Source organism: Rhizobium sp. 05L419 (assembly GCF_056397845.1).
This window is the reverse complement of sequence record NZ_JBFTOF010000001.1, coordinates 169,514-196,162: the sequence shown is the minus strand read 5'-3', so window position 1 is coordinate 196,162 and position 26,649 is coordinate 169,514. Positions and strand designations below refer to the sequence as shown.

Annotated in this window: 28 protein-coding genes; 22 read left to right on the top strand and 6 right to left on the bottom strand. The window is 59.6% G+C overall.

Annotation, left to right across the window (positions count from 1 at the left end):
* Positions 1–248: 248 nt before the first annotated feature.
* Positions 249–1,439, top strand: coding sequence for a cystathionine beta-lyase (locus AC1DMK_RS01010; protein ID WP_477856650.1), 1,191 nt, complete (start codon positions 249–251; stop codon positions 1,437–1,439).
* Here AC1DMK_RS01010 and AC1DMK_RS01005 read toward each other — a convergent pair whose 3' ends face one another.
* Together AC1DMK_RS01005 and AC1DMK_RS01000 are read right to left on the bottom strand one after the other, a co-directional pair.
* Complete coding sequence (locus AC1DMK_RS01005; RefSeq protein WP_477856649.1) at positions 1,440–2,591, bottom strand: FAD-dependent monooxygenase; 1,152 nt, start codon at positions 2,589–2,591, stop codon at positions 1,440–1,442.
* A gap of 31 nt (positions 2,592–2,622) precedes the next feature.
* Complete coding sequence (locus tag AC1DMK_RS01000; RefSeq protein ID WP_037061456.1) at positions 2,623–2,868, bottom strand: zinc-finger domain-containing protein; 246 nt, start codon at positions 2,866–2,868, stop codon at positions 2,623–2,625.
* Between the two features lie 159 nt (positions 2,869–3,027).
* Between AC1DMK_RS01000 and AC1DMK_RS00995 the strand changes: the two genes are divergently transcribed.
* The 8 genes from AC1DMK_RS00995 to AC1DMK_RS00960 all read left to right on the top strand — a co-directional run bounded on the left by AC1DMK_RS00995 (position 3,028) and on the right by AC1DMK_RS00960 (position 10,600).
* Positions 3,028–3,813 (top strand): alpha/beta fold hydrolase, encoded by a 786-nt coding sequence (locus AC1DMK_RS00995; RefSeq protein ID WP_477856646.1) that lies wholly within the window; start codon positions 3,028–3,030, stop codon positions 3,811–3,813.
* Between the two features lie 121 nt (positions 3,814–3,934).
* Entirely contained in the window at positions 3,935–4,768 is an 834-nt protein-coding gene (gene cysE, locus AC1DMK_RS00990; protein WP_037061459.1) for a serine O-acetyltransferase, read from the top strand.
* A 150-nt stretch (positions 4,769–4,918) separates the two neighbouring features.
* Positions 4,919–5,125 carry a DUF3126 family protein gene (locus AC1DMK_RS00985; RefSeq protein ID WP_037061461.1) on the top strand — a complete coding sequence of 69 codons (207 nt, stop codon included), beginning with the start codon at positions 4,919–4,921 and terminating at the stop codon, positions 5,123–5,125.
* A gap of 252 nt (positions 5,126–5,377) precedes the next feature.
* Complete coding sequence (locus AC1DMK_RS00980) at positions 5,378–5,824, top strand: DUF3597 domain-containing protein (RefSeq protein WP_477856645.1); 447 nt, start codon at positions 5,378–5,380, stop codon at positions 5,822–5,824.
* A 216-nt stretch (positions 5,825–6,040) separates the two neighbouring features.
* On the top strand, positions 6,041–6,409 hold the full coding sequence (locus tag AC1DMK_RS00975; protein WP_037061465.1) for a phasin family protein: 369 nt from the start codon (positions 6,041–6,043) through the stop codon (positions 6,407–6,409).
* Between the two features lie 263 nt (positions 6,410–6,672).
* Complete coding sequence (gene clpS, locus AC1DMK_RS00970; protein WP_037061466.1) at positions 6,673–7,026, top strand: ATP-dependent Clp protease adapter ClpS; 354 nt, start codon at positions 6,673–6,675, stop codon at positions 7,024–7,026.
* Positions 7,027–7,036: 10 nt separating this feature from the next.
* Positions 7,037–9,547 carry an ATP-dependent Clp protease ATP-binding subunit ClpA gene (gene clpA / locus AC1DMK_RS00965; RefSeq protein ID WP_477856643.1) on the top strand — a complete coding sequence of 837 codons (2,511 nt, stop codon included), beginning with the start codon at positions 7,037–7,039 and terminating at the stop codon, positions 9,545–9,547.
* 111 nt (positions 9,548–9,658) lie between these two features.
* The gene (locus AC1DMK_RS00960) at positions 9,659–10,600 is read left to right on the top strand and encodes a phosphatase PAP2 family protein (protein WP_477856642.1); all 942 of its coding nucleotides are present in this window, start codon (positions 9,659–9,661) and stop codon (positions 10,598–10,600) included.
* Here AC1DMK_RS00960 and AC1DMK_RS00955 read toward each other — a convergent pair whose 3' ends face one another.
* The 4 genes from AC1DMK_RS00955 to AC1DMK_RS00940 form a co-directional block, all read right to left on the bottom strand.
* Entirely contained in the window at positions 10,601–11,026 is a 426-nt protein-coding gene (locus tag AC1DMK_RS00955) for an HIT family protein (RefSeq protein WP_037061471.1), read from the bottom strand.
* A 50-nt stretch (positions 11,027–11,076) separates the two neighbouring features.
* Positions 11,077–12,267, bottom strand: coding sequence for a GNAT family N-acetyltransferase (locus tag AC1DMK_RS00950; RefSeq protein WP_037061473.1), 1,191 nt, complete (start codon positions 12,265–12,267; stop codon positions 11,077–11,079).
* 78 nt (positions 12,268–12,345) lie between these two features.
* The gene (locus AC1DMK_RS00945; protein ID WP_477856640.1) at positions 12,346–13,065 is read right to left on the bottom strand and encodes a glycerophosphodiester phosphodiesterase; all 720 of its coding nucleotides are present in this window, start codon (positions 13,063–13,065) and stop codon (positions 12,346–12,348) included.
* Positions 13,062–13,532: a RidA family protein gene (locus AC1DMK_RS00940; RefSeq protein ID WP_037061477.1), complete on the bottom strand. Its 471-nt coding sequence runs from the start codon at positions 13,530–13,532 to the stop codon at positions 13,062–13,064. Before AC1DMK_RS00940 ends, AC1DMK_RS00945 begins: the two co-directional genes overlap by 4 nt.
* Before the next feature lie 136 nt (positions 13,533–13,668).
* Between AC1DMK_RS00940 and AC1DMK_RS00935 the strand changes: the two genes are divergently transcribed.
* From AC1DMK_RS00935 to lpxA, 13 genes are all read left to right on the top strand, one after another.
* Positions 13,669–14,505, top strand: coding sequence for a cell envelope integrity EipB family protein (locus tag AC1DMK_RS00935; protein WP_037061478.1), 837 nt, complete (start codon positions 13,669–13,671; stop codon positions 14,503–14,505).
* A 194-nt stretch (positions 14,506–14,699) separates the two neighbouring features.
* Positions 14,700–15,353, top strand: a complete 654-nt coding sequence (locus AC1DMK_RS00930) for a pentapeptide repeat-containing protein (RefSeq protein WP_477856890.1) — start codon at positions 14,700–14,702, stop codon at positions 15,351–15,353.
* Positions 15,354–15,572: 219 nt separating this feature from the next.
* Complete coding sequence (gene rpsB, locus AC1DMK_RS00925) at positions 15,573–16,337, top strand: 30S ribosomal protein S2 (protein ID WP_037061479.1); 765 nt, start codon at positions 15,573–15,575, stop codon at positions 16,335–16,337.
* A 244-nt stretch (positions 16,338–16,581) separates the two neighbouring features.
* Entirely contained in the window at positions 16,582–17,508 is a 927-nt protein-coding gene (tsf, locus tag AC1DMK_RS00920; protein WP_477856637.1) for a translation elongation factor Ts, read from the top strand.
* Positions 17,509–17,602: 94 nt separating this feature from the next.
* Complete coding sequence (pyrH, locus tag AC1DMK_RS00915; RefSeq protein ID WP_037061481.1) at positions 17,603–18,325, top strand: UMP kinase; 723 nt, start codon at positions 17,603–17,605, stop codon at positions 18,323–18,325.
* 52 nt (positions 18,326–18,377) lie between these two features.
* Positions 18,378–18,938, top strand: a complete 561-nt coding sequence (gene frr, locus AC1DMK_RS00910) for a ribosome recycling factor (RefSeq protein ID WP_037061483.1) — start codon at positions 18,378–18,380, stop codon at positions 18,936–18,938.
* A gap of 45 nt (positions 18,939–18,983) precedes the next feature.
* Positions 18,984–19,730 carry an isoprenyl transferase gene (locus tag AC1DMK_RS00905; protein ID WP_477856634.1) on the top strand — a complete coding sequence of 249 codons (747 nt, stop codon included), beginning with the start codon at positions 18,984–18,986 and terminating at the stop codon, positions 19,728–19,730.
* Positions 19,730–20,563, top strand: coding sequence for a phosphatidate cytidylyltransferase (locus AC1DMK_RS00900; RefSeq protein ID WP_477856632.1), 834 nt, complete (start codon positions 19,730–19,732; stop codon positions 20,561–20,563). The genes AC1DMK_RS00905 and AC1DMK_RS00900 overlap by 1 nt, the downstream gene beginning before the upstream one ends.
* Positions 20,564–20,591: 28 nt before the next feature.
* The gene (rseP, locus tag AC1DMK_RS00895) at positions 20,592–21,725 is read left to right on the top strand and encodes an RIP metalloprotease RseP (protein ID WP_477856630.1); all 1,134 of its coding nucleotides are present in this window, start codon (positions 20,592–20,594) and stop codon (positions 21,723–21,725) included.
* A gap of 195 nt (positions 21,726–21,920) precedes the next feature.
* Positions 21,921–24,260, top strand: coding sequence for an outer membrane protein assembly factor BamA (gene bamA, locus AC1DMK_RS00890; protein ID WP_037061767.1), 2,340 nt, complete (start codon positions 21,921–21,923; stop codon positions 24,258–24,260).
* A gap of 50 nt (positions 24,261–24,310) precedes the next feature.
* Positions 24,311–25,372, top strand: a complete 1,062-nt coding sequence (gene lpxD / locus AC1DMK_RS00885) for a UDP-3-O-(3-hydroxymyristoyl)glucosamine N-acyltransferase (RefSeq protein WP_477856629.1) — start codon at positions 24,311–24,313, stop codon at positions 25,370–25,372.
* Positions 25,365–25,832: a 3-hydroxyacyl-ACP dehydratase FabZ gene (fabZ, locus tag AC1DMK_RS00880; RefSeq protein WP_037061490.1), complete on the top strand. Its 468-nt coding sequence runs from the start codon at positions 25,365–25,367 to the stop codon at positions 25,830–25,832. Before lpxD ends, fabZ begins: the two co-directional genes overlap by 8 nt.
* Positions 25,829–26,647 carry an acyl-ACP--UDP-N-acetylglucosamine O-acyltransferase gene (gene lpxA, locus AC1DMK_RS00875; protein ID WP_477856626.1) on the top strand — a complete coding sequence of 273 codons (819 nt, stop codon included), beginning with the start codon at positions 25,829–25,831 and terminating at the stop codon, positions 26,645–26,647. The genes fabZ and lpxA overlap by 4 nt, the downstream gene beginning before the upstream one ends.
* Positions 26,648–26,649 lie beyond the last annotated feature (2 nt).

Here is a 26,649-nt window from a genome sequence, read left to right as displayed (position 1 = left end):
ACTATGGTCAAGTGTCGCGCCGCAATATTGCGTGATAATTCGGCAATTCGCTAAGCGAGAAGCGCAAAACAAGCAAATGACTAGCCAATAGGCAGCATTTGGCAAAAAAATCAGCTGAAACACGCTGATATATCTAGTCGATCCATCAGGTCGGAACTTGGCTCGCCGTTCGCGTCGGGGTTGACCGCGCGGTCCGGCAGGTTCAAGAGTTTGCCACTTGCATCCCACCGCCAAAGGCTATTTCCGACATGAAAGACAGAGACGGTCTGCTTCAGAACGCAGGCATCAATACCCGCCTTTCCCACCTCGGCAACGATCCCGCCGATTACCACGGCTTCGTCAATCCGCCGGTCGTGCGCGCCTCGACCGTGCTTTTCCCGACGGCCAGGGCAATGGAAACGCGCGCGCAGAAATACACCTACGGAACGCGCGGCACGCCGACCACCGACGCGCTCTGCGAAGCGATCGACGCGCTTGAAGGATCAGCAGGCACGATCCTGGTCCCGTCTGGCCTTGCTGCTGTCACTGTTCCGTTCCTCGCGTTCCTGTCGGCAGGCGACCATGCGCTTGTCGTCGATTCGGTCTACGGTCCGACGCGCCATTTCTGCGATACCATGCTGAAGCGCCTCGGCGTCGAGGTCGAATACTACGACCCGATGGTCGGCGCGGGCATCGATGCCTTGATCAAATCGAACACGAAGCTGGTCCATACCGAGGCTCCGGGCTCCAACACCTTTGAAATGCAGGACATTCCGGCAATCGCCGCGATCGCGCACAAGCACGGTGCGGTGGTGATGATGGATAACACCTGGGCGACGCCGATCTATTTCAGGCCGCTCGATTACGGTGTCGATATCTCGATCCACGCGGCCACGAAATATCCGTCCGGCCATTCCGACATTCTCATGGGCACGGTCTCGGCCAACGCCAAGCATTGGGAACAGCTCCACGAGGCGAATATCGCGCTCGGCATCTGCGGTGCGCCGGACGACGCGTACCAGATCCTGCGGGGCCTGCGGACCATGGGCGTGCGTCTCGAACGCCACTACGAGAGTGCTTTGACCATCGCCAAGTGGCTCGAGCGCAGGGAAGACGTCGCAGCAGTTCTGCACCCCGCTCTGCCGAGTTCTCCGGGGCATGATCTCTGGAAGCGCGACTTCAAGGGCGCGAGCGGCATCTTTTCCTTCGTGCTGAAGGTCGACGCCGCCGGTAGCTTCAAGCCCAAGGCGCATGCCTTCCTCGACGCCTTGCAGATATTCGGTCTCGGTTGGTCCTGGGGCGGCTTCGAGAGCCTTGCGGTTCACGTGAGCCTCAACGATCGCCGCGTCGCCAAGGCGCCGACCGCAGGACCGGTCATCCGCCTGCAGATCGGCCTGGAGGATGTCGCCGACATCAAGGCCGATATCGAGCGGGGCTTTGCCGCCGCAAAGGCCGTCTGATCAATCGACGGCACGATAGCCGTAGATCCAGTCGAGATCCGCCGCGAGGCTTTGCGGCGGTTTCAGCGACAGCACGATGTCGCGCCCGACGCGGATCGGCCCCCGGGCGTGATAGGCGAACCGGTTGAAGGCGCCGCGCTGTCGCAGCCGGTTTATGCGCGGCATGCGATGCGCTTCGAAGAGCGGCAGGGCCTCGGCTGCAGGGCGCGTGGCGAGGAACGCGGCGATTTCATAGGCATCCTCGATCGCCATTGCCGCCCCTTGCGCGGCGAACGGCATCATCGCATGCGCGGCATCACCGATCAGCACCGTATCGCGACCGTTCTGCCATTTGCCGGCCGTCGCTTCGTAAAGCGGCCAGAAGGTCATGTCGTCGGCACCGGCGAAAAGTGAAACCAGCGCGCTGTTCCAGCGTGAGAACCGCGACATCAGGCGCTGCCGCTGGGCATCCGTCGGCTGCTCCAGCCAGGCATGCATCGCCGCATGCCCGGCGGCGATCGCCACCATGTTGAAGCTCTCGGTTTCCCTGAGAGGGTAACAGATAAGGTGGGCCGACGGCCCGAGAAAAGCCGACACGCTGTTGCGATCAAGGAATGCCGGAGCATTCGCCGCGGCAATCGTGAAACGGTAGGCAACATTGCCGGAAAAGCGGGAGGAGGGGCTGCCGGCGATCAGCCCGCGCGCCTTCGACCAGACGCCGTCTGCGCCGATCAGCACATCGGCCTTGCGGATCGCGCCAGGCAACTCGCCGTTTTCTATGCCGGCGCCGAGATGCAGCGTGCAATGCGGGTTCTTCTGGACTGCATCGAGCAGGGTGGCCTGCAGGGTCGCGCGATGCAGCACGCCATAGGGCGCGTTCCAGCGCGTGCGTGCAAACTGGCCCGAGGGAACCGCGGCGAGTTCGCGGAGCGATGTGCCTGATATCAGCCGGATGGACTGCGGCTCGAGCCAGACATTGGTCAAGCTCTCCATAACGCCGAGCTTTTCGAGAATCCCTGTCGCGTTTGGCGAAAGCTGAAGGCCTGCGCCAACCTCCGTCAACGCCGGTGCCTGCTCGAAAATCTCGGAGCTGATGGCGTGCTTTGCCAGCGCAAGCGCGGCCGTCAGGCCCGCGACGCCCGCGCCGATGATGGCGGCATGTTCGACCGGCATCTGTGAGTCCGATCTCTAGGGCGCGGCGGCTTTAGGCTGCCTTGACGTGGAAAACGCAGCCGGCAGGGTTGGTCTGGTTTGCCTTGAGCGAGCTGTTGAAGCGGTACAACGTCGAGCAGTAGGAGCAGACCTTCTCGTTGTCGTCGCCCATGTCGATGAAGATATGCGGGTGATCGAAGGGAGCCGAGGCGCCGGTGCACATGAATTCCTTCACGCCGACTTCGACAACGCGGTGTCCGCCGTCGTTCTGGAAGTGGGGAATGTTGTGACCGGCCATGGTGATCTCCGAATGCTTTGAAATGTGCGCGGACCTTATAATCCTTCGCCGCAAATGTGTAGAGCCAAAGAGACGCACTCCAGACGGTTTTTGGCCAGGGCGGGGGTTTCCGTCCGCCGGTCGATAAAATATGGTCCGCCGAAAAACAGGACGGCCTCGATGAACTTGAATACGCCCGCCTTTTCCAGCTTCACGCATGATGGGCTCAAACTCGCCTATTTCGATGAAGGTGATCCAAGCGGCGCCCCGGTGCTGCTGATTCACGGCTTCGCATCGACCGCCAGTGTGAACTGGGTGCATCCCGGTTGGGTGAAGACGCTCGGCGATGCCGGCTACCGGGTGGTCGCGATGGACAACAGAGGCCACGGCGCCAGCGACAAGCCGCATGACGCCGAGGCCTACCGACCATGGCACATGGCTGGCGACTCGCTTGCGCTCCTCGATCATCTCGGCATAGCGCAAGCCAACGTCATGGGTTATTCCATGGGCGCGCGCATCTCCGTGTTTGCCGCACTCGCCCACCCCGACCGCGTGCGATCGCTGGTGCTCGGGGGGCTCGGCATTGGCATGACCGATGGCGTTGGCGACTGGGACCCGATCGCCGATGCACTGCTCGCGCCCTCGCTGGATGACGTGAGCCATGAGCGCGGTCGCATGTTTCGTGCCTTCGCCGAGCAGACGAAGAGCGACCGCCGGGCGCTCGCCGCCTGTATTCGCGGTTCGCGCGACCTTGTGGCGAGAGCCGACATGGGAAAGATCGAAGCACCGACGTTGATCGGCGTGGGAACCAGGGACGATATCGCCGGATCCGCCGAGGAACTGGCCGCGCTGATGCCGAATGCCAGGCCGCTCGATATCCCCGGACGCGATCATATGCTGGCCGTGGGTGACAGGGTTTTCAAGAAAGCCGTGCTCGAGTTTTACGACGAAGTCGCCGGGGGGTGACATCGCGATCGTCGTTTGCCGCGGCGGAAACATGCGGGAAACCATTCTCGCATAACCCATTTATGTCAGCGGCATTTTGCCGTATATAGAGCCATTCAGACGGCATACGAGGAGACCTTCCATGGTCGCAAAGACAGACATTCGTCCTCTTGAGACGGCAAGCTCGCTCAAGGTGATGGATCCGATCTGGGACAGCCTGCGCGAGGAGGCGCGCGCCGCCGCCGAAAACGATCCGGTGTTGGCGGCGTTTCTCTATTCGACCGTGCTCAACTATCGCTCGTTGGAAGAGTGCGTGATCTACCGCATCTGCGAGCGCCTCGACCATCCCGACATGCAGGCGATACTGCTTCGCCAGACCTTCGACCAGATGCTGGAAGACTGGCCGGAATGGGGCGCGATCCTGCGAGTCGACATCCAGGCGATCTATGACCGTGATCCCGCCTGCCTGCGCTTCATGGAAGCCGTGCTCTATTTCAAGGGTTTCCATGCGCTGCAGACGCATCGCCTGGCACACTGGCTCCTCAACCGCGGACGCCGCGATCTTGCCCTGTATCTCCAGAGCCGGTCTTCGAGCGTATTCCAGACGGACATCAATCCGGCTGCCCGGATCGGCCGCGGCATCTTCCTCGATCACGCGACCGGCCTCGTCGTCGGCGAGACCGCGGTGATCGGCGACAACGTATCGATCCTGCATGGCGTGACCCTCGGCGGCACCGGCAAGGAAGGTGCGGACCGGCATCCGAAGATCGGCAGCGGCGTGCTGATCGGCGCCGGTGCGAAGATCCTCGGCAACATCGAGATCGGCTATTGCTCGCGCATCGCCGCCGGCTCGGTCGTGCTCAAGGCGGTGCCTCCGAAGACCACGGTCGCGGGCGTGCCTGCACGGGTGGTCGGAGCAGCAGGGTGTTCGGAGCCGTCGCGGATCATGGATCAGGTAATCGGCGCCGACATTTAAGTCCGACATCCAAGGTATTGTGTGTCGCATGCAGTCAGCCGGCTGCCGGTACAACGGCGGGGATAGCGGTCATCATCGGTCCCCGCGCCTTTACAGCGCCGTCATTCATGTGCAAGAAGCGGCCAATCGAGATCGCTCAGGAGATGCAGTGTGAAGCCCGAAGAAATCAAGAAACTCGACGCGTATTTCAAGCGCACGTTCAACCCGCAGATTGTCGTCAAGGCACGTCCGCGCAAGAACGATTCCGCTGAAGTGTACCTCGACGAAGAGTTTCTGGGTGTCGTCTATATTGATGACGAGGACGGTGACCGCTCCTATAATTTTTCGATGGCGATCCTCGACGTCGATCTGGCATGACCTCAGGTGCTGAGCCCTGGCTCGTGCGCAGGCGAAGACACAAGCCGCAGCCTATGCGACTTGTCGACAGCCGGGGCCGGTAGCGCGCCGGCATCGTCGGACTATCCGAAATTCCCCCGAAATAGTTGAAATATCACGCCGACCGCCATTCGAAGGCGTATCGAAAAGAGAAGTCGTCTCTGGACCAACCGGCCAACCGCTCCATCTTGAGTGGTGAGCATGTGCTCAATTGCCAGCAAGGGGATGTTGAGGATGGGTATTTTCGACAAGATCAAGCATGCCATTTTCGGGGGAGAGGCGCAGGCTGCCCCGGTGACCCAAGCAGCGGCGCCAAAGATAGAGCCGGCACAGGCACCTGTTTCACCCTCGGCCGCGCCGTCCCCTGCGCCAAGTGCTTCGCCCGAGCCAAGTGCTTCGCCCGCGGCAGCGACGCCTGCGGCTGTCGTCGATATTGTTCCGGTGCTCGATGCGGCGGTGAAGAAAAGCGGGCAGAAGCTCGACTGGCGCCGTTCGATTGTCGACCTCATGAAAGCCGTGGGAATGGATGCGAGCCTTGCCGAGCGCAAGGAACTGGCCGCTGAACTCGGCTACACCGGCGACACGCACGACACCGCGACGATGAACATATTTCTGCACAAGGCGCTGATGAAGCGGCTGTCGGAAAACGGTGGCAAGGTCCCGGCCGACCTCCTCGATTAGTCGCTTGAGTGCCGCGATCGGATTCTTTGCGAAGCCTCTGGTTGCGGCCCTCTGATATATTTTAGCAAAATCAATTATTGAGGCGCCTCGCTTGCAGCAATTGGAATCTGTACGCTCCCATATGCAATCTGTGATTGTTTTGCGATGCACAAGATCGCTTGATCTTTGTGTGCGGTGCGGCTACCGTTGGGGCTTCCGAGCACAAGGAGGATTTTCATGCTGAACTTTGATGACGCCGCTGGAAAGAGCAAGGAAGCCATGGAAACAGTGTTGAAGAGCTATTCTGAGACGACCAAGGGATTTCAGGCGATCGCCACGGAGGCGACCGAATATTCCAAAAGATCTTTCCAGGATGCAGTCACGCATTTCGAGACGCTGTCCGGCGCACGCAGTCTCGAAGCCGTCTTCGAACTGCAAACCGGCTATGTGAAGGCTGCATATGACAGCTTTGTCGCTGAAGCGACGAAGTTGAGCGATATGTACGCGGATCTCGCCAAGAGCGCCTACAAGCCCTACGAAGCGCCGGTGGCTGCCGCGGTTGCGAAAGCCGCCAAGCCTGCGGTGGTGACGCCCGCCGCCGCATAGGAGCGGCGGTGCATAAGCTGCATACCTCTTGAAAAACGAAGGCCGGCTACGCATCTGCAGCCGGTCTTTTCGTTTTTCACCACATGCTCCACGTCCCTGTCGCTAGTTTTTGTGTCTTTGCGTCAAGTCCGGTTGAATTGTGATTGCAGTGTGGAGCGAGGGGCTTAAAATCGCTCTACAATGAACTAAGTTAGTAATTCAGATATTCGGCGGGTAAAGCAGGCCTCCCATGCACCGCCGGATTGATCGGGGAATGAATGAATATGATCGTACAGCCGATCCGGATGCAAAATGATAGCGAAAGGAACGGGGACAACGGAAATCGCGGCACCTCGGTCATCACGCGCACAAAGCCAAAGACCAAGAAACCCAATCTGTACCGTGTGCTGATTCTGAATGACGACTACACGCCGATGGAGTTCGTCATCCATATCCTGGAGCGTTTTTTTCAGAAGGACCGTGAAAGTGCCACCCGCATCATGCTTCATGTCCATAATCATGGCGTCGGCGAATGCGGAATATTTACATACGAGGTGGCGGAGACCAAGGTGAGTCAGGTGATGGACTTCGCCCGACAGCACCAGCATCCGCTGCAATGCGTCATGGAAAAGAAGTGAGGATCTGAACGTGCCAACATTTTCGCCTAGTCTTGAGAAGGCGCTCCATCAGGCACTGACCTTTGCCAACGAGCGGCATCACGAATATGCAACGCTCGAGCATCTGCTGCTCGCCCTGATCGACGATGCCGATGCGGCCGCGGTCATGGGCGCCTGCAATGTCAATCTCGACGCGTTGCGCAAAACGCTTGTTGAATATGTCGATAACGAACTCTCCAACCTGGTCACGGGTTATGACGAGGACTCCAAGCCGACATCCGGCTTCCAGCGCGTCATTCAGCGTGCGGTCATTCATGTTCAGTCGTCCGGTCGCGAAGAAGTGACCGGAGCAAACGTGCTCGTCGCCATCTTTGCCGAGCGCGAAAGCCATGCCGCCTATTTCCTGCAGGAGCAGGAAATGACCCGCTACGATGCCGTCAACTACATCTCGCACGGAATCGGCAAGCGCGCCGGATCGTCCGAAACGCGCACGCCGCGTGGCGCCGACGATGGCGAATCGGAGAGCAAGCCGGCATCGCGCGGCAGCGGCGAACAGGAAGAAGGCGGCGCAAAGAAGCAGCAGGATGCCCTGAAGGCTTATTGCGTGAACCTCAACGAGAAGGCTAAGGTCGGCAAGATCGATCCGTTGATCGGTCGTCATGCAGAGGTCAACCGTACGATCCAGATCTTGTGCCGCCGTTCGAAGAACAACCCGCTTTACGTCGGTGATCCTGGCGTCGGCAAGACTGCGATCGCCGAAGGTCTCGCCAAGCGCATCGTCGAAGGCAAGGTGCCGGAAGCGCTGGCCGACGCGACCATCTTTTCACTCGACATGGGAACGCTGCTGGCCGGAACGCGTTACCGTGGCGATTTCGAAGAGCGCTTGAAGCAGGTMGTCAAGGAGCTCGAAGAGTATCCGGGCGCCGTTCTGTTCATCGACGAAATCCACACGGTCATCGGCGCCGGCGCTACATCCGGCGGAGCGATGGATGCGTCGAACCTGCTGAAGCCGGCTCTGTCGTCAGGCGCGATCCGTTGCATCGGATCGACCACCTACAAGGAGTACCGTCAGTTCTTCGAGAAGGACCGGGCTCTGGTTCGCCGCTTTCAGAAGATAGACGTCGCCGAACCGTCGATCGATGATGCGATCGAAATCATGAAGGGCCTCAAGCCCTATTTCGAAGAGTATCACCACCTGCGCTACTCGAACGAGGCGATCAAGACGGCCGTCGAGCTGTCGGCACGCTACATCTCCGACCGCAAGCTGCCCGACAAGGCGATCGATGTGATCGACGAGACCGGTGCGGCCCAGATGCTGCTGCCGCCGTCCAAGCGCCGCAAGCTGATCACCGAAAAGGAGATCGAGGCGACGGTTGCCACGATGGCTCGAATCCCACCGAAGACCGTGTCGAAGGACGACGAAGCCGTTCTAGCCAATCTCGAAAAGGAACTGCGTTCGGTCGTCTACGGCCAGGATACCGCGATCGAAGCCCTGTCGACGTCGATCAAGCTGGCGCGTGCGGGCCTTCGCGAACCGAACAAGCCGATCGGCTCCTACGTTTTCTCGGGCCCGACGGGCGTCGGCAAGACCGAGGTGGCCAAGCAGCTGGCGTCGTCGCTCGGTGTCGAGCTTCTGCGCTTCGACATGTCGGAATACATGGAGCGGCATACGGTTTCCCGTCTGCTCGGTGCACCTCCCGGCTATGTCGGCTTCGACCAGGGCGGTCTTCTGACCGATGGCGTCGACCAGCATCCGCATTGCGTGGTGCTGCTAGACGAAATCGAAAAGGCGCATCCCGACATCTACAACATCCTGCTGCAGGTCATGGACCACGGCACGCTGACCGACCACAACGGCAAGAAGATCGACTTCCGCAACGTCATCCTGATCATGACGACCAATGCGGGCGCATCGGAGATGGCCAAGGCGGCATTCGGCTTCGGTTCGTCCAAGCGGACGGGCGAGGACGAAGAGGCGCTGAACCGTATCTTCACGCCGGAGTTCCGCAACCGACTCGACGCGATCATTCCGTTCGCGGCGTTGCCAACTGTGGTCATTCACAAGGTCGTGCAGAAGTTCATCATGCAGCTTGAGGCACAGCTTTCCGAGCGGAACGTTACCTTCGACCTGCACGAGGATGCGATCGCCTGGCTGGCGGAAAAAGGTTACGACGAAAAGATGGGTGCCCGCCCGCTGGCGCGTGTGATCCAGGACGTTATCAAGAAGCCGCTGGCCAACGAAATCCTCTTTGGCAAACTGAAGAAGGGTGGCGTCGTCAGCGTCACTGTCGGCCCGAAGGAAGATGGCAAACCCGGCATCATCCTTGAATCGGTGTCTGACAGTGCACCGATCAAGCCGAAGCCGGAGGCCGAGGTCATCCACCCCGAGGGGGATGACCAGGATGACGGCGAACTGAAGACCAAGACGCGCCCAAAGAAGACCACGGCCTCCGTGAAAAAGGCGAAGGCGGCCGTCGCCGAGCCCGAGGTCAGGAGCCCGCCCAGGAAGGGCAGCGCGGTCCCACGGGTGCCGAAGAAGTAAAATTGGAGAAAAAGCGGCTTTCGGGCCGCTTTTTCTTTGTCGTCGCGGGCGGCCGCTTAGCCGAATATTAAGCGTAATCGATTATGCCGGGCGTCAGCAAGGAGCCGATCCATGGTGTTTCTGCCCGCCGAACGTTTCATTGTCACTGTTATAGCGGCGCTGGCGTTGCTCGACCTCTATTTGATTTGGTGGAAGGATGTCGGCTTCGATGTCGTCAGCTATGCAGGCCTGGTCGCGTGCGGAGCATCCGCGATCGCTCTCGGTCAGTTTTACCGACATGTTAGGCCCAACGAGGGAATTGCAGCCACTGCAACGGCTGCGGGGCTTTTCGTGCTCTTCACGATTGTCGGCTCGGTATTCAATTACCTGTTGCTGCCGCTACGCTTTCATCCAGTTGATCCGGTTCTCGCACGCTTCGATGAACTGCTCGGCTTTCACTGGCCAAGCTTTGTGACCTGGGCGTCGCAGTATCCGCGCACCGGAATGCTGCTGCAAGCCGTCTACACGACGTCATTGCCTCAACTGCTAGCAATTCTCTTCTTTCTGGGGTTTTCAGGCAGGATACGCCTGCTGCACCACTTCTTGCTGACGGGTGTGATCGGGGCGCTTCTCGCAATCGTGTGCTGGTCGTTCTTCCCCTCATTCGGCGCCTCGTCGATCTATCGGTTGCCGAAGGAGGTGATGGATGCAGTTCCACTGGCGGTGGGCCCGGATTACGGTGCGCAGCTTGTCGAATTGGGCCGCCACGGTGCCACGTATCTGTCGCCGAAGAATGTCCTTGGCGTGATCGGATTTCCATCGTTTCACACAGTCATGGCGGCGATGTCCGCCTGCTTCCTTCTGCGCTTTGGCGTGCTAGCGGTGCCGTTCGTTGTTCTCAATGCACTGATGGTGCCCGCGATCCTCATTCAGGGCGGGCACAATCTCGCTGACGTCATCGGTGGCCTGGTCGTGTTTGCCATTGCATATCGCCTAGCGGGCGCCGCGGTGCGCCAAAGCGAAGCGCTACAGGCACAATCGCCAAGCACAGTCGCCACCAGCGCGGAGCGATGATCAGAGCTCGGCTTTGATCTTCTCCGCATTTGCGGCAAGAACGGCATTGTCCTCCATCGTGCCTGAATGCGGACGCAGCGCCACGCCCTCGTGGCGCGGGATGACGTGGAAGTGCAGGTGGAAGACGGTCTGGCCGGCCGCCGGCTCGTTGAACTGGCAGACGAAGACGCCGTCCGCATCGAAGGCGTCCTTGACCGCATTGGCGATCTTCTGGACGACCGGGATGGTCTGCGCCAGCGTTGCCGGATCGGCATCGAGAAGGTTGCGCGACGGCGCCTTGGGGACGACGAGAACATGGCCGGGCGCCTGTGGCATCACGTCCATGAACGCAACGGTGCTGTCGTCCTCGTAGATGCGGTGCGAGGGAATTTCGCCACGCACGATCTTTGCGAAAATATTGTTGGTGTCATAAGCGGCGCTGGTCATGCGAAATCTCCTCATTGCTGCCTTGGGGTAGCGTGGCAAAGGCGAGGGCGTCAATCCTCTTGCAGCCGGTCGCCTTTCCGGAACGGGCTGTGCTCGGCCAGAATTTCGTTCATGTGCTCGACGTCGTCGCGCTCGCGCTCAAGATAGTCCGCGATCGCCCGACGCAGGCCGGCATGGGCGACATAGTGGGCGGAATGCGTCGTCACCGGCAGGTAACCTCGCGCCAGCTTGTGCTCGCCCTGCGCCCCGGCCTCGACACGTTTGAGCCCTTTCGCCAGCGCGAAGTCGATTGCCTGATGGTAGCAGACCTCGAAATGCAGGAACGGATGATCCTCGATGCAACCCCAATGCCGGCCGTAGAGCGTATCGCCCCCGATGAAGTTGATCGCGCCGGCGACATAGCGGCCGTTGTGCCTAGCCAGGATGAGCAGAATGTCGTCGGGCATGCGCTCGCCGATCAGCGAATAGAATCGGCGCGTCAGATACGGCCGACCCCATTTACGGCTGCCAGTGTCCATGTAGAAGGCGAAGAACTGGTCCCAGATGTGCTCCGTCAGGTCGCTGCCGGTCAGCCAGTCGATGCTGATGCCGTTTTCCAGCGCCGTGCGGCGCTCCTTGCGCAGCGCCTTGCGCTTGCGCGAGGCCAATGTTTCGAGAAACGCCTCGTGATTGGCATAGCCCTCGTTGATGAAATGGAACTGTTGATCGGTTCGGTGCAGATAGCCGTCGGTCTCGAACACGGCGATCTCGTCCTCCGCAACGAAGGTGACGTGCGCCGACGACACGCCCAGCCGGCGAACGACCTCCTTGAGGCTCTCTGCCATTGCGTCCTGAATCGGGCGGCGCTCCAGACCCGCTGCGACGAGCAGGCGCGGACCGGTTGCGGGCGTGAACGGTATCGAGCACTGGAGCTTCGGATAGTAGCGGCCGCCGGCCCGTTCGAAGGCATCGGCCCAGCCGTGGTCGAAGACATACTCGCCCTGGCTGTGATTTTTCAGATAGCCGGGCAGGGCGCCGACGAGTTGGCCGTCGGCAGCCTCGAGCAGCATATGATGCCCGAGCCAGCCGGTCCCGGCGGTTGCCGATCCCGATTCCTCCAGCGAGGACAGGAACGCGTGCGAGACGAATGGATTGTACGCGAGCGCGTTATCGGCTTTCGAGGCCCCGGAAAGCCGCGACCAGCTCTCCGGGGAAATATCGGTGAAAGACCGCTCGATGCGGATTGAAAGTTCGTCTGTCATGAAGCGAGTGCGAGACCGTTGGGGAGGATAATGGGGCTCCGGTCCAGTCTGCGCATGATCTTGTCCAAAAAGCGAGCGTCAAACCGAAACGCGCGGATCAAATCCCTCGAACGTCATCTGGTCGGCATTCTCAAAGGTGTGCTGGCGCGCCTTCTCGTCACGGACAGTCCAGGTGATGACGACGATGCCCTTGTCGCGTTGCGCGCTGACGAAGGGGTTGGGAAGATCGGCGAAGAAGTAGGAGATGAAGTCGAGGCCGAGCTGCATCGCCTTTTCGTTCACTTCGAATTCCTCGGGCTTGTTGCCGCCCGCGGTCAGGCCGAGCGGGTAGGGCGCATCGAGAGCCTTGAGCTCACGCAGCAGCCAGTGGTCGAAGCTCATGAGCGCCAGCTTGCCTTCGTAACCCTCCAGCACTTCGAGAACAGCTTCGACGAAGCCCGTGTCGTCGGCTTCGCGGCCCTTGAGCTCTATCACCAGCGGGACCTTGCCCTTCACCAGATCCAGAAGCTGTCTCAGCGTCGGAATCTTGTCGCTGGTGCCGCCGATCGAAAGCAACCCCAATTCCTGCGACGTCCGCTCGCGAACGTCACCCTTCAGGTTGCACAAGCGCTCCAGATCCTCGTCATGGAAAACCACGGGCACGCCGTCGGAAGCGTAGTGCAGGTCGCACTCGATGGCGAAGCCGGCCTCGACAGCGCGCGAAAACGCCGAGAGGGTGTTTTCCCAGACCTTCTTGTTGAGGTCATGATAGCCGCGGTGAGCGACGGGCAGTTCCTTGAGCCATGCTGCAGACGTCATGACGCAACTTCCATGATTGCATCGATTTCGACTGCGGCGTTCATCGGAAGTGCCGCCATCCCGACAGCAGCGCGGGCATGTTTCCCAGCCTCGCCGAGGACGCCGGCAATCAGGTTGGACGCGCCGTTGATCACGAGATGCTGCTCGACGAAGTCGGGCGTCGATGCCACGAAGCCGTTCAGTTTGATGACCCGCCTGATGCGGCCGAGATCGCCGCCGAGCGCGGCTTTGGCCTGCGCGAGGATGTTGATGGCGCACAGCTCCGCTGCCCGTTGACCCGTCGGCACGTCGACGTTTTTGCCAAGGTGGCCGGACACGGCGATCTTGCCGCCTTCAAGCGGCAGTTGTCCGGAAATGTAGAGATGGTTGCCGTTGATCACATAGGGAACGTAGTTTGCGGCGGGTGCCGCAGCCTCGGGCAGGGATATCCCCATCTCTTTCAGCCGCGCAGCGATTTGATCGGACATTTTCCTCTCCGCTTTTGTTGTCAATAGTTCTAAAATTATGCATCAAGGCCTGAATCTATTTTGTGACACGATCGAGCCTCGATTTGGCCGAAAGCGTTCTTATAACATCGCAGGCGAGTCCAACAGGAGATTATCAATGGTCCGATCGAGTCTTGCCGCACTCTTCCTAGCGGGCGTTTCGGCAAACGCCTTTGCGGCGGCACCGGTAACCAGCGCGGCAATTGCCACGGGTCTGGTCGCTCATCGCGCCGTCTATGATCTGGAGCTGAAGGACGCGTCCGAGCGCTCCGGCATATCAGGCATGTCGGGCCGCATGGTCTACGAGTTCGACGGCGACTATTGTACCGGTTACACTACGAACTTCCGCTTCGTGACGCAGATCGATACCGGTGACACGGTACGCCTCAGCGATCAGCAGACGAAAACCTTCGAAAACCTGAAGGACCGGAAGTTCACGTTCGACACGAAGTCCTTCACCGACGACCAGCTCGACAAGGAAGTCAACGGTGCGGCTGAGGATCGGGCAGAGGGCGTGAAGGTCGATCTGAAGCAGCCTGCAAGCAAGGAGCTTCAACTGGCCGCAAGTCGCTTCCCGACCGAGCACATGCTGGACGTGATCCAGAACGCCAAGGCCGGCAAGCGCCTGTTCGAGGCGCGTGTCTTCGACGGCTCAGACGACGGCGACAAGGCTCTTGCCACGACCACAGTCGTCGGCAAGCAGGTGACGCCTTCCAAAGACGAAACGGATGCAGGCAATGCCGGCGCCTTCTCGAAGACTGCTTTCTGGCCGGTGACCATTTCCTACTTCAACGAAAACACCAAGACGGACGCATTGCCCGTCTACCGCATGTCGTTCAAGCTCTACGAGAACGGCATCACGCGCGACCTGACGATGGATTACGGCGACTTCGTACTCTCGGGCAAGCTGTCGAAGCTCGAGCTGCTCGACGCCAAGCCTGTTGCCTGCAAGTAAGGCGGTCGCCTGTAAGTAATTGCTAGCATTGGACGATCGTCGGGCGGTCAGACGATCGCCGATGTATCCAGCGGGATGTCCTCTGTGCTAGGAGTAGGCTTGCGATTGAGCGGTGACCGCGGGATGGAGTGAGGATCTTGGCTGCAAGTTATACGGTGTCGATGATTGCCCTGTTGGGTGTGACCGCTGGCGTGATGGCCGCGGCATTACCGAGTTCTTCCTTTGCCGCCGATTGCGGCGTGACACCGTCCTCCGGGATCGACTGGGGCGGCTGCAACAAGAAGAATCTGATGCTGGAGGGCGGCGACTTTCAGAAGGCCAATCTTGTCGATGCCGACTTCACGCTGACCAATCTGAGCGGAACCAATCTCACCTCGGCAAATCTCGAAAAGGCAACGCTGGTACGCGCCTGGTTTACCGGTGCGCAGGTCGACAACGCAAATTTCGCGAAGGTCGAAGCCTATCGCTCCGGCTTTGAGAACGTCTCTGCCCAAGGCGCATCCTTTGCGGGCGCCGAGCTGCAGCGATCCAATTTCAATGGCGCGACGCTGACCGGTGCGAATTTCGAAAAAGCCGAACTCGGCCGCGCAAGCTTCAGCAAGGCAGTGCTGACAGGGGCAAGCTTTTCGCTCGCGAACCTGTCGCGGGCCGATCTCAGCGGAGCGACATTCGAGGGACCGATTTCGTTCGACCGCGCCTTCATGTTTCTGACGCGTATCAGCGGTCTTGATCTTTCCAGTGCAACCGGCCTGGAGCAGGCGCAGATCGAGCTCGCATGCGGCGATTCGAATACGAAACTGCCGGCTGGGCTGACGATACCGCAGAGCTGGCCCTGCGATTCCGATTGAGGCGCGCCGTATCGGCCTTTTGCCTCCGCCGTCGCGAGGCAAGGCATTATTTTTGGCCATAAGCCTTGCTTTTCCAGCGTAGTGAGGTTATGGCCACCCGCATTCCACACGTAAGGCATGGGGTTGTCCGGGAGAAATCCGGATGGTTCCGCCCGGTGGCATCTTCGAAGAGGATGCTGTTCGCCTTGCGGAGGTTCAACCGGAAAAGGATAACAAGGCATGGCATTGCCCGATTTCTCTATGCGCCAGCTCCTCGAAGCAGGCGTCCACTTCGGCCACCAGACGCACCGCTGGAACCCGAAGATGAAGCCGTACATTTTCGGCGATCGTAACAACATCCACATCATCGACCTTGCACAGACGGTTCCGTTGCTGTCGCGTGCGCTGCAGGTCGTCAGCGACACCGTTGCCCGTGGCGGCCGCGTTCTGTTCGTCGGCACCAAGCGCCAGGCGTCGGAGCTCATTGCAGACTCCGCAAAACGCTCCGCTCAGTACTACGTCAACTCGCGTTGGCTCGGCGGCATGATGACCAACTGGAAGACGATCTCCAACTCGATCCAGCGTCTGCGCAAGCTCGACGAAATCCTCAATGGCGATGCCCAGGGCTTCACCAAGAAGGAACGTCTGAACCTTGAGCGCGAGCGCGAAAAGCTCGACAAGGCCCTCGGTGGTATCAAGGACATGGGCGGCACGCCGGACCTGATGTTCATCATCGACACCAACAAGGAAAAGATCGCAATCGATGAAGCCAAGCGCCTCGGCATCCCGGTTGTCGCGATCATCGACTCGAACTGCGATCCGGACCTGATCGACTATCCGATCCCGGGCAACGACGACGCATCGCGCGCCATCGCTCTTTACTGCGATCTGATCTCGCGCGCTGCCATCGACGGCATCGCTCGTCAGCAGAGCTCGTCGGGCCGCGACCTCGGCGCGTCGATCGAAGCCTTGGCTGAGCCGGCGCTCGACGAAACCGGCGCCTGATAGAAGAAGCAGGCGGGCAGAATTGTCCGCCATGCTTTCCAGAGATTGGGAAAGGCCGCTCGCGACTCTTGGAAGTTCGGCGGCCTTGACCGTTTCAGGCGAGGGCGATTCGCCCACCGCCACAAGAGTTTCGTTATGACGCGTCATTCATCACGCTGTCATACATACAGGTACATTTCGTGCCTCAATCCGGTGCTGCGCCGCCTTTTTGCGGGCCACCGTTTGAACCGACAAGAGGAAGCTTATGACCGAGATTACGGCTGCACTGGTGAAGGAACTGCGCGAAAAGTCCGGCGCAGGTATGATGGACTGCAAGAAGGCGCTGATCGAAAACAACGGCGATATCGAAGCAGCGATCGACTGGCTGCGCGCCAAGGGCATCTCCAAGGCCGACAAGAAGTCGGGCCGTACCGCTGCTGAAGGCTTGATCGGCATTGCCGGCGCCGGCCACAAGGCAGTTGTCGTCGAACTCAATTCCGAAACCGACTTCGTTGCCCGTAACGACGCCTTCCAGGATCTGGTTCGCGGCATCGCCAGCGTTGCTCTTTCGACCGACGGCACGGTTGAGGCCATTTCGGCTGCGACCTATCCGGCATCTGGCAAGCCGGTTGCCGATACCGTCAAGGACGCGATCGCGACCATCGGCGAGAACATGACCCTGCGTCGCGCAGCCAAGCTGGAAGTCGAGCATGGCGTTGTTGCGACCTACATCCATAACGCCGCCGGCGACGGTATCGGCAAGCTCGGCGTTCTGGTTGCGCTGAAGTCGATTGGCGACAAGGCTGTTCTGACGTCGATCGGCCGCCAGGTCGCCATGCACATCGCTGCGACCAATCCGCTCGCCATTCGCGCCGACGAAGTCGATACCGCCGTTGCCGAGCGCGAGCGCAACGTCTTCATCGAGCAGGCCCGCGAATCCGGCAAGCCTGAGGCCATTATCGAAAAGATGGTTGACGGCCGCATGCGCAAATTCTTCGAAGAAGTTGCCCTTCTCTCGCAGGCTTTCGTGATCAACCCCGATCTGACGGTCGGCGCTGCGATCAAGGAAGCTGAAAAGGAAGCCGGTGCGCCGATCGAAGTCACCGGCATGGCCCGTCTCCTGCTCGGCGAAGGCGTCGAAAAGGAAGAGACGGACTTCGCTGCTGAAGTCGCCGCTGCTGCCAAGGGCTGATCGGCCGTATACATGTGAAAACCGAAGGGCATCGCGTGACAACGCGGTGCCCTTCGTGTATCCGGCAGTCAACGGTCACAAACGAGGAGCCAAGATGTCGTCAGAACCTGTCTACAAACGCGTTCTACTCAAGGCTTCAGGCGAAGCCCTCATGGGCAGCCAGGGATTTGGAATCGATGTAGCAGTTGCCGATCGCATCGCCGCCGATATCGCCGAGGCGCGGCAGATGGGCGTGGAAGTTGGCGTCGTCGTCGGCGGCGGCAATATTTTCCGCGGCGTGGCTGTTGCCTCGAAGGGCGGCGATCGCGTGACGGGTGACCACATGGGAATGCTCGCCACAATCATCAACGCACTTGCGCTGGCGACCTCGTTGCGCAAGCTCAACATCGATACCGTCGTGCTTTCCGCGATTGCGATGCCCGAGATCTGCGAGAGCTTCTCGCAGCGCGCCACGCTCTATCACCTGTCGCTGGGCCGGGTCGTCATCTTCGCCGGCGGCACGGGCAACCCGTTCTTCACGACGGACTCTGCAGCAGCCTTGCGCGCCGCGGAAATGGGCGCCGAAGCGATCTTCAAGGGAACGCAGGTCGATGGTATCTATTCTGCCGATCCGAAGAAGGAGCCGGACGCCACGCGCTTCGATCGACTGACACACAAGGAGGTCCTCGATAAGGGACTTGCCGTCATGGACGTTGCAGCTGTCGCGCTCGCGCGCGAGAATTCCATTCCGATAATCGTCTTCTCGATCCACGAGAAGGGTGGTTTTGCTGAAATCCTCAAGGGCGGTGGCCTCAAGACCATCGTCTCCGACAATTGATTGAGTGGCGGCGCCAATTGGCCGCAGCTTCTACCGAGACGGGAGCACTGACATGAGTGAAGGCATCGACATCAAGGAACTCAAGCGCCGCATGGATGGCGCCATTTCCTCGTTCAAGAGCGATATCGCATCGCTGCGCACTGGCCGCGCTTCGGCCAATATTCTCGATCCTGTGACGGTCGAGGCCTATGGTTCGCGCGTACCGCTGAATCAGGTCGCCAATATCACCGTCCCGGAACCGCGTATGCTGTCGGTTTCGGTGTGGGACAAGTCCATGGTTTCCGCGACCGAGCGTGCGATTCGCGAGTCGAATCTGGGTCTCAACCCGATCATCGACGGCCAGAACCTGCGCATTCCGCTGCCGGAACTCAACGAAGAGCGCCGCAAGTCCCTCGTTAAGGTTGCGCACGACTATGCCGAGAAGAGCAAGGTGGCGATTCGCCATGTTCGCCGAGACGGCATGGACGGCCTTAAGAAAGCCGAAAAGGACGGTGTGATTGGCCAGGATGTAAGCCGGGCGCAGTCGGATCGTGTGCAGAAGATGACGGACGAGACGATTTCTGAGATCGACCGCTTGCTTGGCGACAAGGAAAAGGAAATCATGCAGGTATAAGGCGCCCTGCGCCTGCGCCTCGGGCTGGAAGAAACCGGACGGGAAATGTCTGAACGAACATTTTTGACAGTGCCAGAACATGTTGCCATCATAATGGATGGCAACGGCCGATGGGCCAAGCAACGCGGTTTGCCGCGGACGATGGGCCATCGCAAGGGCGTCGATGCCGTGCGTGAGGCTGTCCGCGCGGCTGGCGACGTTGGCATCAAATATCTCACGCTGTTCGCCTTCTCCTCGGAAAACTGGCGCCGGCCGGAAACGGAAGTCACCGATCTCCTCGGCTTGCTCAAGGCATTCATCAGGCGCGATCTGGCGGAGTTGCACCGTCAGAACGTGCGCGTGAAAGTGATCGGCGACCGACACGGCCTGAAAAGCGACATCCTCGGTCTCCTGGTCGATGCCGAAGAGCGGACAAAGGCCAATACGGCGCTGACGCTGGTGATTGCCTTCAACTATGGTTCTCGCGACGAGATTGCCCGCGCTGTCGCAAGTCTTGCAAGAGATGTGGAAGCCGGTTGCTTGCGGGCGCAGGACATTACGCCTGCGCTGATCAATGCACGGCTCGACACGGCTGGCATTCCCGATCCCGACTTGATCATCCGCACGAGCGGGGAAGAGCGCCTGTCCAACTTCCTCCTGTGGCAGGCCGCCTATTCGGAATTCATCTTCGTTCCAGAGTACTGGCCGGATTTCAGCCGGGAGATACTGTATTCGGCGCTCGAGACCTTCGCGTCGCGCAATCGCCGCTTCGGCGGATTGGTCGCGCAGGCGGCAGCGGCAGTGGGCACCTGATGCATCAGGAATTGCGGCTTCGCATCGTTTCCGGACTGATTCTGGCGACTATCGTTCTCGGTGCCACGTGGTACGGCGGCATCGCATTCAGCGTTCTTTCGGCGTTGATCGGGCTGCTGATCTACTATGAATGGTCGACGATCACGCGTCTGCGGACGGAGCAGCCCGTTGCCAACGCCGTTGGCTGGATAGGGCAGGCCGCTATTGCCGTGGCCGTCGTCGCCGGAACCGTTGGCTATTCGCTCATTCTCTTGGCTTTGTTCTTTGCGATAGCGCTCGGCTTTGTAGCCGTGCGCGGCACGTCGCGCTGGTTTCCGGCGGGCACGGTTTACGCCGGGCTGACGGGAATAGCGCTTTCCGGTATCCGCGGTGCCGACAGCGTCGGGCTATATGCCATGCTATTCGTGTTCGCGGTCGTCTGGGCGACAGACATCCTTGCATACTTCGTTGGCCGGGCAATCGGTGGTCCGAAGCTCGCACCGAAGATATCGCCAGGGAAAACCTGGTCGGGTGCGATCGGCGGCGCCGTGTCTGCCGTCGTCGCAGGGAGCCTGGTTGCCTACCTGACGTTCCCCGAAAGCGTTTTTCTGGCCGCGCCGACCGCGTTCATCTTGTCGGTCTGCAGCCAGGCCGGCGATCTCTTCGAATCGTTTATCAAACGCCGCTTCGGGGTGAAGGATTCCAGCCGTCTTATTCCGGGACACGGAGGCGTTATGGACCGCGCTGACGGGCTCATTTTCGCCTGTTTTGCGGCGTTCTTGCTAGCTGGGCTTTTTTCGCTGATAAAGGGCGGTGAAGTGACGTCGCTCGGCGCAGCCCTGTTCGGCGTATGATGTCTGCAAAGGCTGGCGGAAAGATCTTATGGCAGGCTTGACCGGAATTTTTGCGTTTCTGACGGGATATATCGTTCCTTTCGTTCTCGTGTTGTCGTTGCTCGTCTTCGTGCACGAGATGGGGCATTATCTCGTCGGCCGCTGGAGTGGCATCCGGATATTGGCTTTCTCGATCGGATTCGGGCCGGAACTTGTCGGTTTCACCGATCGGCATGGGACGCGCTGGAGGGTTTCCGCAATACCCCTCGGTGGCTACGTGCGTTTCTTCGGCGACGAGGACGCATCGAGCAAGCCCGATGAGGATAGGCTTGCGGCCATGTCGGACGAAGAGCGCGCGCGATCTTTCGCCGGCGCCAAGCTCTGGAAGCGAGCCGCTACGGTCGCTGCCGGCCCGATTGCAAATTTCATCCTGGCGATCGCCATCTTTACCGTGCTGTTTGCAATTTATGGCCGATCGGTCGCCGATCCCGTGGTCGCAGAGGTTAAGCCGGGAAGTGTTGCAGCCGACGCCGGTGTCATCCCCGGCGACTTGTTGATTGCAATCGACGGCACCAAGGTCCAGACCTTCGACGACGTCCGTCGCTATGTCAGCATTCGCCCCGAGCAAAAAATCGTGGTTTCGATCGAGCGAAACGGCGAGAAGCTTGATGTGCCCATGGTCCCCGCCCGGACCGACATGACTGACCAGTTCGGCAACAAGATCGAGATCGGCCTGATCGGCATCGTGACCAATCAGGAGGTTGGCCACTTCCGCCTGCAGACATATTCGCCGCTGGAGGCTCTCAAGGAGGGCACGATCCAGACCTGGCACATCGTCACCGGGACTTTCAAGTATATCGGCAACCTGATTTCCGGCTACATGAAGCCCGACCAGCTCGGAGGACCTATCCGGGTCGCGCAGGCTTCGGGGCAGATGGCGACGCTCGGCGTTGCGGCTTTGCTTCAGTTGGCTGCCGTCTTGTCGGTTTCTATCGGATTACTCAACCTGATGCCGGTTCCGGTACTTGATGGCGGCCACCTGATGTTCTATGCGGTTGAGGCGGTAAGGGGAAAGCCGTTGGGTTCGTCGGCACAGGAGATTGCATTTCGCATTGGACTGGCCATGGTTCTGAGCCTGATGGTTTTTGCTACGTGGAACGATATAAGTGCACTGATTGGCTGATTGCAGGACGAAGGAAAATTACCGTTTATTTACGATGTTTCAAAGCTGTAGTGGCGAATGCGTCACGCTTCGAAATGAAGTAAACAGAAATTAACTTGCTCCCTTGCTTGTATGTCAAAAGCGGGTAAAACGACACACGTGACCGGAATCGGGGGACGCCTGAAGCCGGGGACGAGAAAAAAGGTAATGGGTGAAATGAAGGCTGGTTCAAGATTTTTGAACGCAGTATCGGCGGTTGCGCTGTCTGCTGGTGTTGTTGCTTCGGGAGCAGGTGCAACTGTATTCGTGTCTGCTACAACAGCCGAGGCTGCGGTCATCCAGCGCGTCGATGTGCGCGGCGCGAGCCGTGTCGGCGCGGAGGCTGTGCGATCCAACCTGACGATTTCGCCCGGGAAAAGCTTCTCGAACACGGATATCGACGACTCCGTCAAGCAGCTTTACGACACAGGCTATTTCTCCGACGTCAAGATTTCCGTCTCGGGCAGCACGCTGGTCGTCACGGTCGAGGAAGCTCAGCTGGTCAATCAGGTTGTCTTCAACGGCAACCGGAAGATCAAGGACGACAAGCTTGCCGCTGTCGTGAAGACTCATGCATCCGGGCCGTACAGCGAAGCGCAGGTTCAGGCCGACATTCAGTCCATCAAGGACGCCTATGCTGCCACTGGCCGCAACGAAGTTGAGGTGACGACGCAGGTCGTTCCGCTCGGCGAGGGCCGCGTCAATCTGGCGTTCGTCGTCAATGAAGGCGATCGGACCAAGATTGCCGCGATCAATTTCGTCGGCAACAGCGCCTATAGCTCTGGCCGTCTGGCTTCCGTCATCAATACCAAGCGTTCGAATTTCCTGTCCTTCCTGACGCGCAAGGACGTTTACAGCGACGATAAGCTGCATGCCGATGAGGAATCGCTTCGTCAGTTCTACTACAATCGCGGTTACGCCGATTTCCGTATCGTCTCGTCGGACGCTGCATTCGATGAGGCGACCAACAAGTACACGCTGACCTTCAACATCGAGGAAGGTCCGCGCTACGATTTTGGCGCAATTTCCGTTCAGTCGACCGTTCAGGGTGTCGATGGCGCGCAGTTGCAGGGCCTCGTCCAGACACAGGAAGGCGATGTCTACAGCGCCAACAAGGTTCAGAAGTCGATGGAAGCGATTTCTGATCAGGTGGCGTCTGCCGGCTATCCGTTCGCTCGGGTCACCCCGCGCGGCAACCGCGATCTGAACAACAATACGATCGGTGTCGAATACCTCGTCGACCAGGGCGAGCGCGCCTACGTCGAGCGTATCGAGATCCGCGGCAACAGCCGCACGCGTGACTTCGTCATTCGCCGCGAGTTCGACATGAGCGAAGGTGATGCCTTCAACCAGCAGATGATCACCAGAGCCAAGCGTCGCCTTGAAGCTCTCGGATACTTCTCGTCGGTGAATATCACGACGCAGCCGGGCAGTTCTCCGGACCGTGTTGTCGTCGTCGTGGACGTGCAGGATCAGTCGACCGGTTCGTTCGGTATCGGTGCAGGTTACGCCGCAGGCGGCGACGGCCTGCTGCTCGAAGCGTCGATCGAAGAGAAGAACTTCCTCGGACGCGGTCAGTACATCAAGGTGACGGCGGGTGGCGGTCAGGAAGGTTCGCGGACCTACGGCCTGAACTTTACCGAACCCTACTTCCTGGGCTATCGTCTGGCTGTCGGCTTCGATCTCAATCACAGTGAGACGTCGAGCAACGACAACTACGACTACGAGGAAAACAACGTCGTTCTGCGCGCAACGGCACCGATCACGGAAGACCTAGCGACGACGTTCCGTTACAACTACAAGCAGATGAAGTACGATCCGTCCGGATCGCTGTCCAACCTGTCGGAGCCGTACCAGAATCTCGTCGAGAACAGCCCGTGGGTGAAGTCTTCAGTCTCGCAGACGCTGACCTACAACACGCTTGATGACATGATCCTGCCGCGCGAGGGTATTTACGCGAGCGCCACGCAGGAAATCGCCGGTCTCGGCGGTGACTCCCAGTTCTACAAGCTTTACGGCAAGGCGCGTTACTTCCATCTGCTGGCTGACGATGCCGACATCATCGGTTCGGTGGCCGGTTCCGCCGGTTATGTCATTGGATTTAAGGACAATCTGAATGTGTTCGATCAGTTTACGCTGACGAACGGCGATATCAGAGGCTTTGAGAACAAGGGTATCGGCCCGCGCGTTGGCGGCGGTCCAGACGATCCTTTGGGCGGTACGACCTATTTCACCGTTTCGGCAGAAGCGTCGTTCCCGCTTCCGCTTGTGCCGCGTGACTTCGGACTACGTGGCGCGGTGTTTGCGGACGCCGGTACGCTGTTCGGAAACAAAGTGTCGGTCAATTCTCCGGAGTTCGTGAACGGCGAAGATGCAGCAATTCGTGCGTCCGTCGGCGTTGGTCTGGTCTGGAATTCGCCGTTTGGCGCATTGCGTGTCGACTACGCACTTCCGGTTCTCAAGGAAGACTTCGACAAGGTTCAGCACTTCAAGTTTGGCATCAACAACCAATTCTGATATCGGCAGTCCGGAACCGTACACTCGAATTCCGTTCTGGAGATTTGCCGATGGAGCAAACTGGTTTTTTTCTGCCCCATGATGGCGTGAAGCTCTGGGAGCTGGCGCAGTATCTTGGGGCAGAGCTTGCTGACCCCAAGCACGCCGACGTCCTGATTCATTCGGTTTCGCCCGTCAGCCGGGCGAAACCCGGAGACCTGTGTTACGTTATCTCGAAGAGAAGCAAGGACGAACTCGCGACATGCGAGGCTTCTGCTGTTCTCTGCAGTTCCGCCCTACAGTCCATTGTGCCGCCTGATTTGCCGGTTCTTGTGTCGAAGAACGCGCATGCTGCGTTCGCGATGGCGGGCGGACTTCTGTATCCGAAAGCACTGCAGCCGCTGACACTTCTGTCGGACGGTTCGGGCGTGTCCGACCGTGCAGTCGTCGATCCGACAGCCAGGCTCGAGAACAACGTCGCCATCGAGCCTTTCGCAGCCATCGGCGCGCACGCCGAGATAGGCGAGGGTACCCGTATCGGGGCCGGCGCGATTATCGGACCTGGCGTCAAGATCGGCCGGAACTGCTCGATCGCCGCAGGCGCCAGCGTTCTCTGTGCGCTGGTTGGAAACGGTGTCATCATTCACAACGGCGCCCGCATCGGGCAGGACGGCTTCGGATACGCGCCGGGCCCGCGTGGAATGATCAAGATCGTTCAGATCGGGCGCGTCATCATCCAGGATCATGTCGAGATCGGCGCAAACACTACGATCGACCGCGGCACGATGGATGACACCGTCATCGGCGAAGGCACCAAGATCGATAACCTGGTACAGATTGGTCACAATGTTCGCATCGGGCGGCATTGCGCTGTCGTCTCGCAGGTCGGGATCGCCGGGAGTGCCGTCATCGGCGACGGCGTCCAGATCGGTGGTCATAGCGGCATTAAGGGCCATATAACCATTGGCGACGGCGTCCAGATCGCTGCAATGAGCGGTGTCATCTCCGATATCCCCGCCGGGGAACGCTATGGAGGCATACCCGCACGGCCGGTGCATGATTTCCTGCGCGAAGTTGCAGCAGTGATGATGCGGACGACGAGCCCCAAGAAAACGGGAGAAAAGAATGACTGAGGAAGTCAAGAAGTCGCTTTCTTCGGCGGATATCATTGAGATTATGAAGCTCCTGCCGCACCGCTATCCATTCTTGCTGGTCGACAAGATCATCGAGATCGACGGTGACGATTCGGCGATTGGTATCAAGAACGTGACGGCAAACGAGCCACATTTTACCGGTCACTTTCCGGAAAAGCCGATCATGCCTGGTGTTCTTCTTGTCGAAGGCATGGCCCAGACGGCCGGTGCGATCTGTGCCAGGAAGGAAAGCGAAGGCGGCAATCTGGTCTACTTCATGACGATCGACAATGCCCGCTTCCGCAAACCGGTGGTGCCCGGTGACCGCGTCGAGTATCATGTGCGCAAGCAAAAGCAGCGCGGCAACATCTGGAAATTCCATTGCGACGCCAAGGTTGACGGCAAGCTCGTCGCCGAAGCCGACATTGGTGCGATGATCGTTCGCAAGGAAGAAGCATGAGCAGAATTGCAGCCAGTGCCAATATTCACGCCATGGCGGTCGTAGAAGATGGCGCCGTCATCGGTGAAAACGCCAAGATTGGTCCATTCTGCCACGTTGGACCGCATGTCGTTCTTGGCGATAACGTCGAGTTGCTTGCGCACGCAGTCGTGGCCGGTAGGACGACGATCGGCAAGGGAACCCGCATTTTCCCAATGGCCGTCATTGGCGGCGATCCGCAGAGCGTTCATCACGGCGGCGAAGAGACGACGCTTTCGGTGGGCGACAATTGCACGATCCGCGAAGGTGTCACGATGAACACCGGTACCGCCGATTTCGGCGGCAAGAMGATCGTCGGCAACAATAATCTCTTCCTCGCAAATTCGCATGTCGCGCATGATTGCCGTGTCGGCGATCATGTTATCATGTCGAACAATGTCATGCTTGCCGGTCATGTGGTCATCGAAGACCGCGTCATCCTTGGCGGTGGTTCGGCCGTACATCAGTTCACGCGCGTCGGTCGGCACGCGTTTGTCGGCGGTCTTTCCGCTGTCAGCTACGACGTCATCCCGTATGGCATGCTGAACGGGAATCCGGGCGTGCTTGGGGGGCTCAACGTCGTCGGCATGACACGCGCCGGCGTCGATCGCGCCACCATCCACGTCGTTCGCCGTGCTTACAAAGCAATCTTCGAAGGCGCCGGCTCTCTGCGCGAGAATGCCGCGGCCATCCGCGAAGAGTATGCCGATTGCGAGCAGGCAATGCATATCCTCGACTTTATTGCCGCAGACAGCGACCGCGCACTTTCCTCTCCGACCAGGGGACAGAAAGGGTGAGT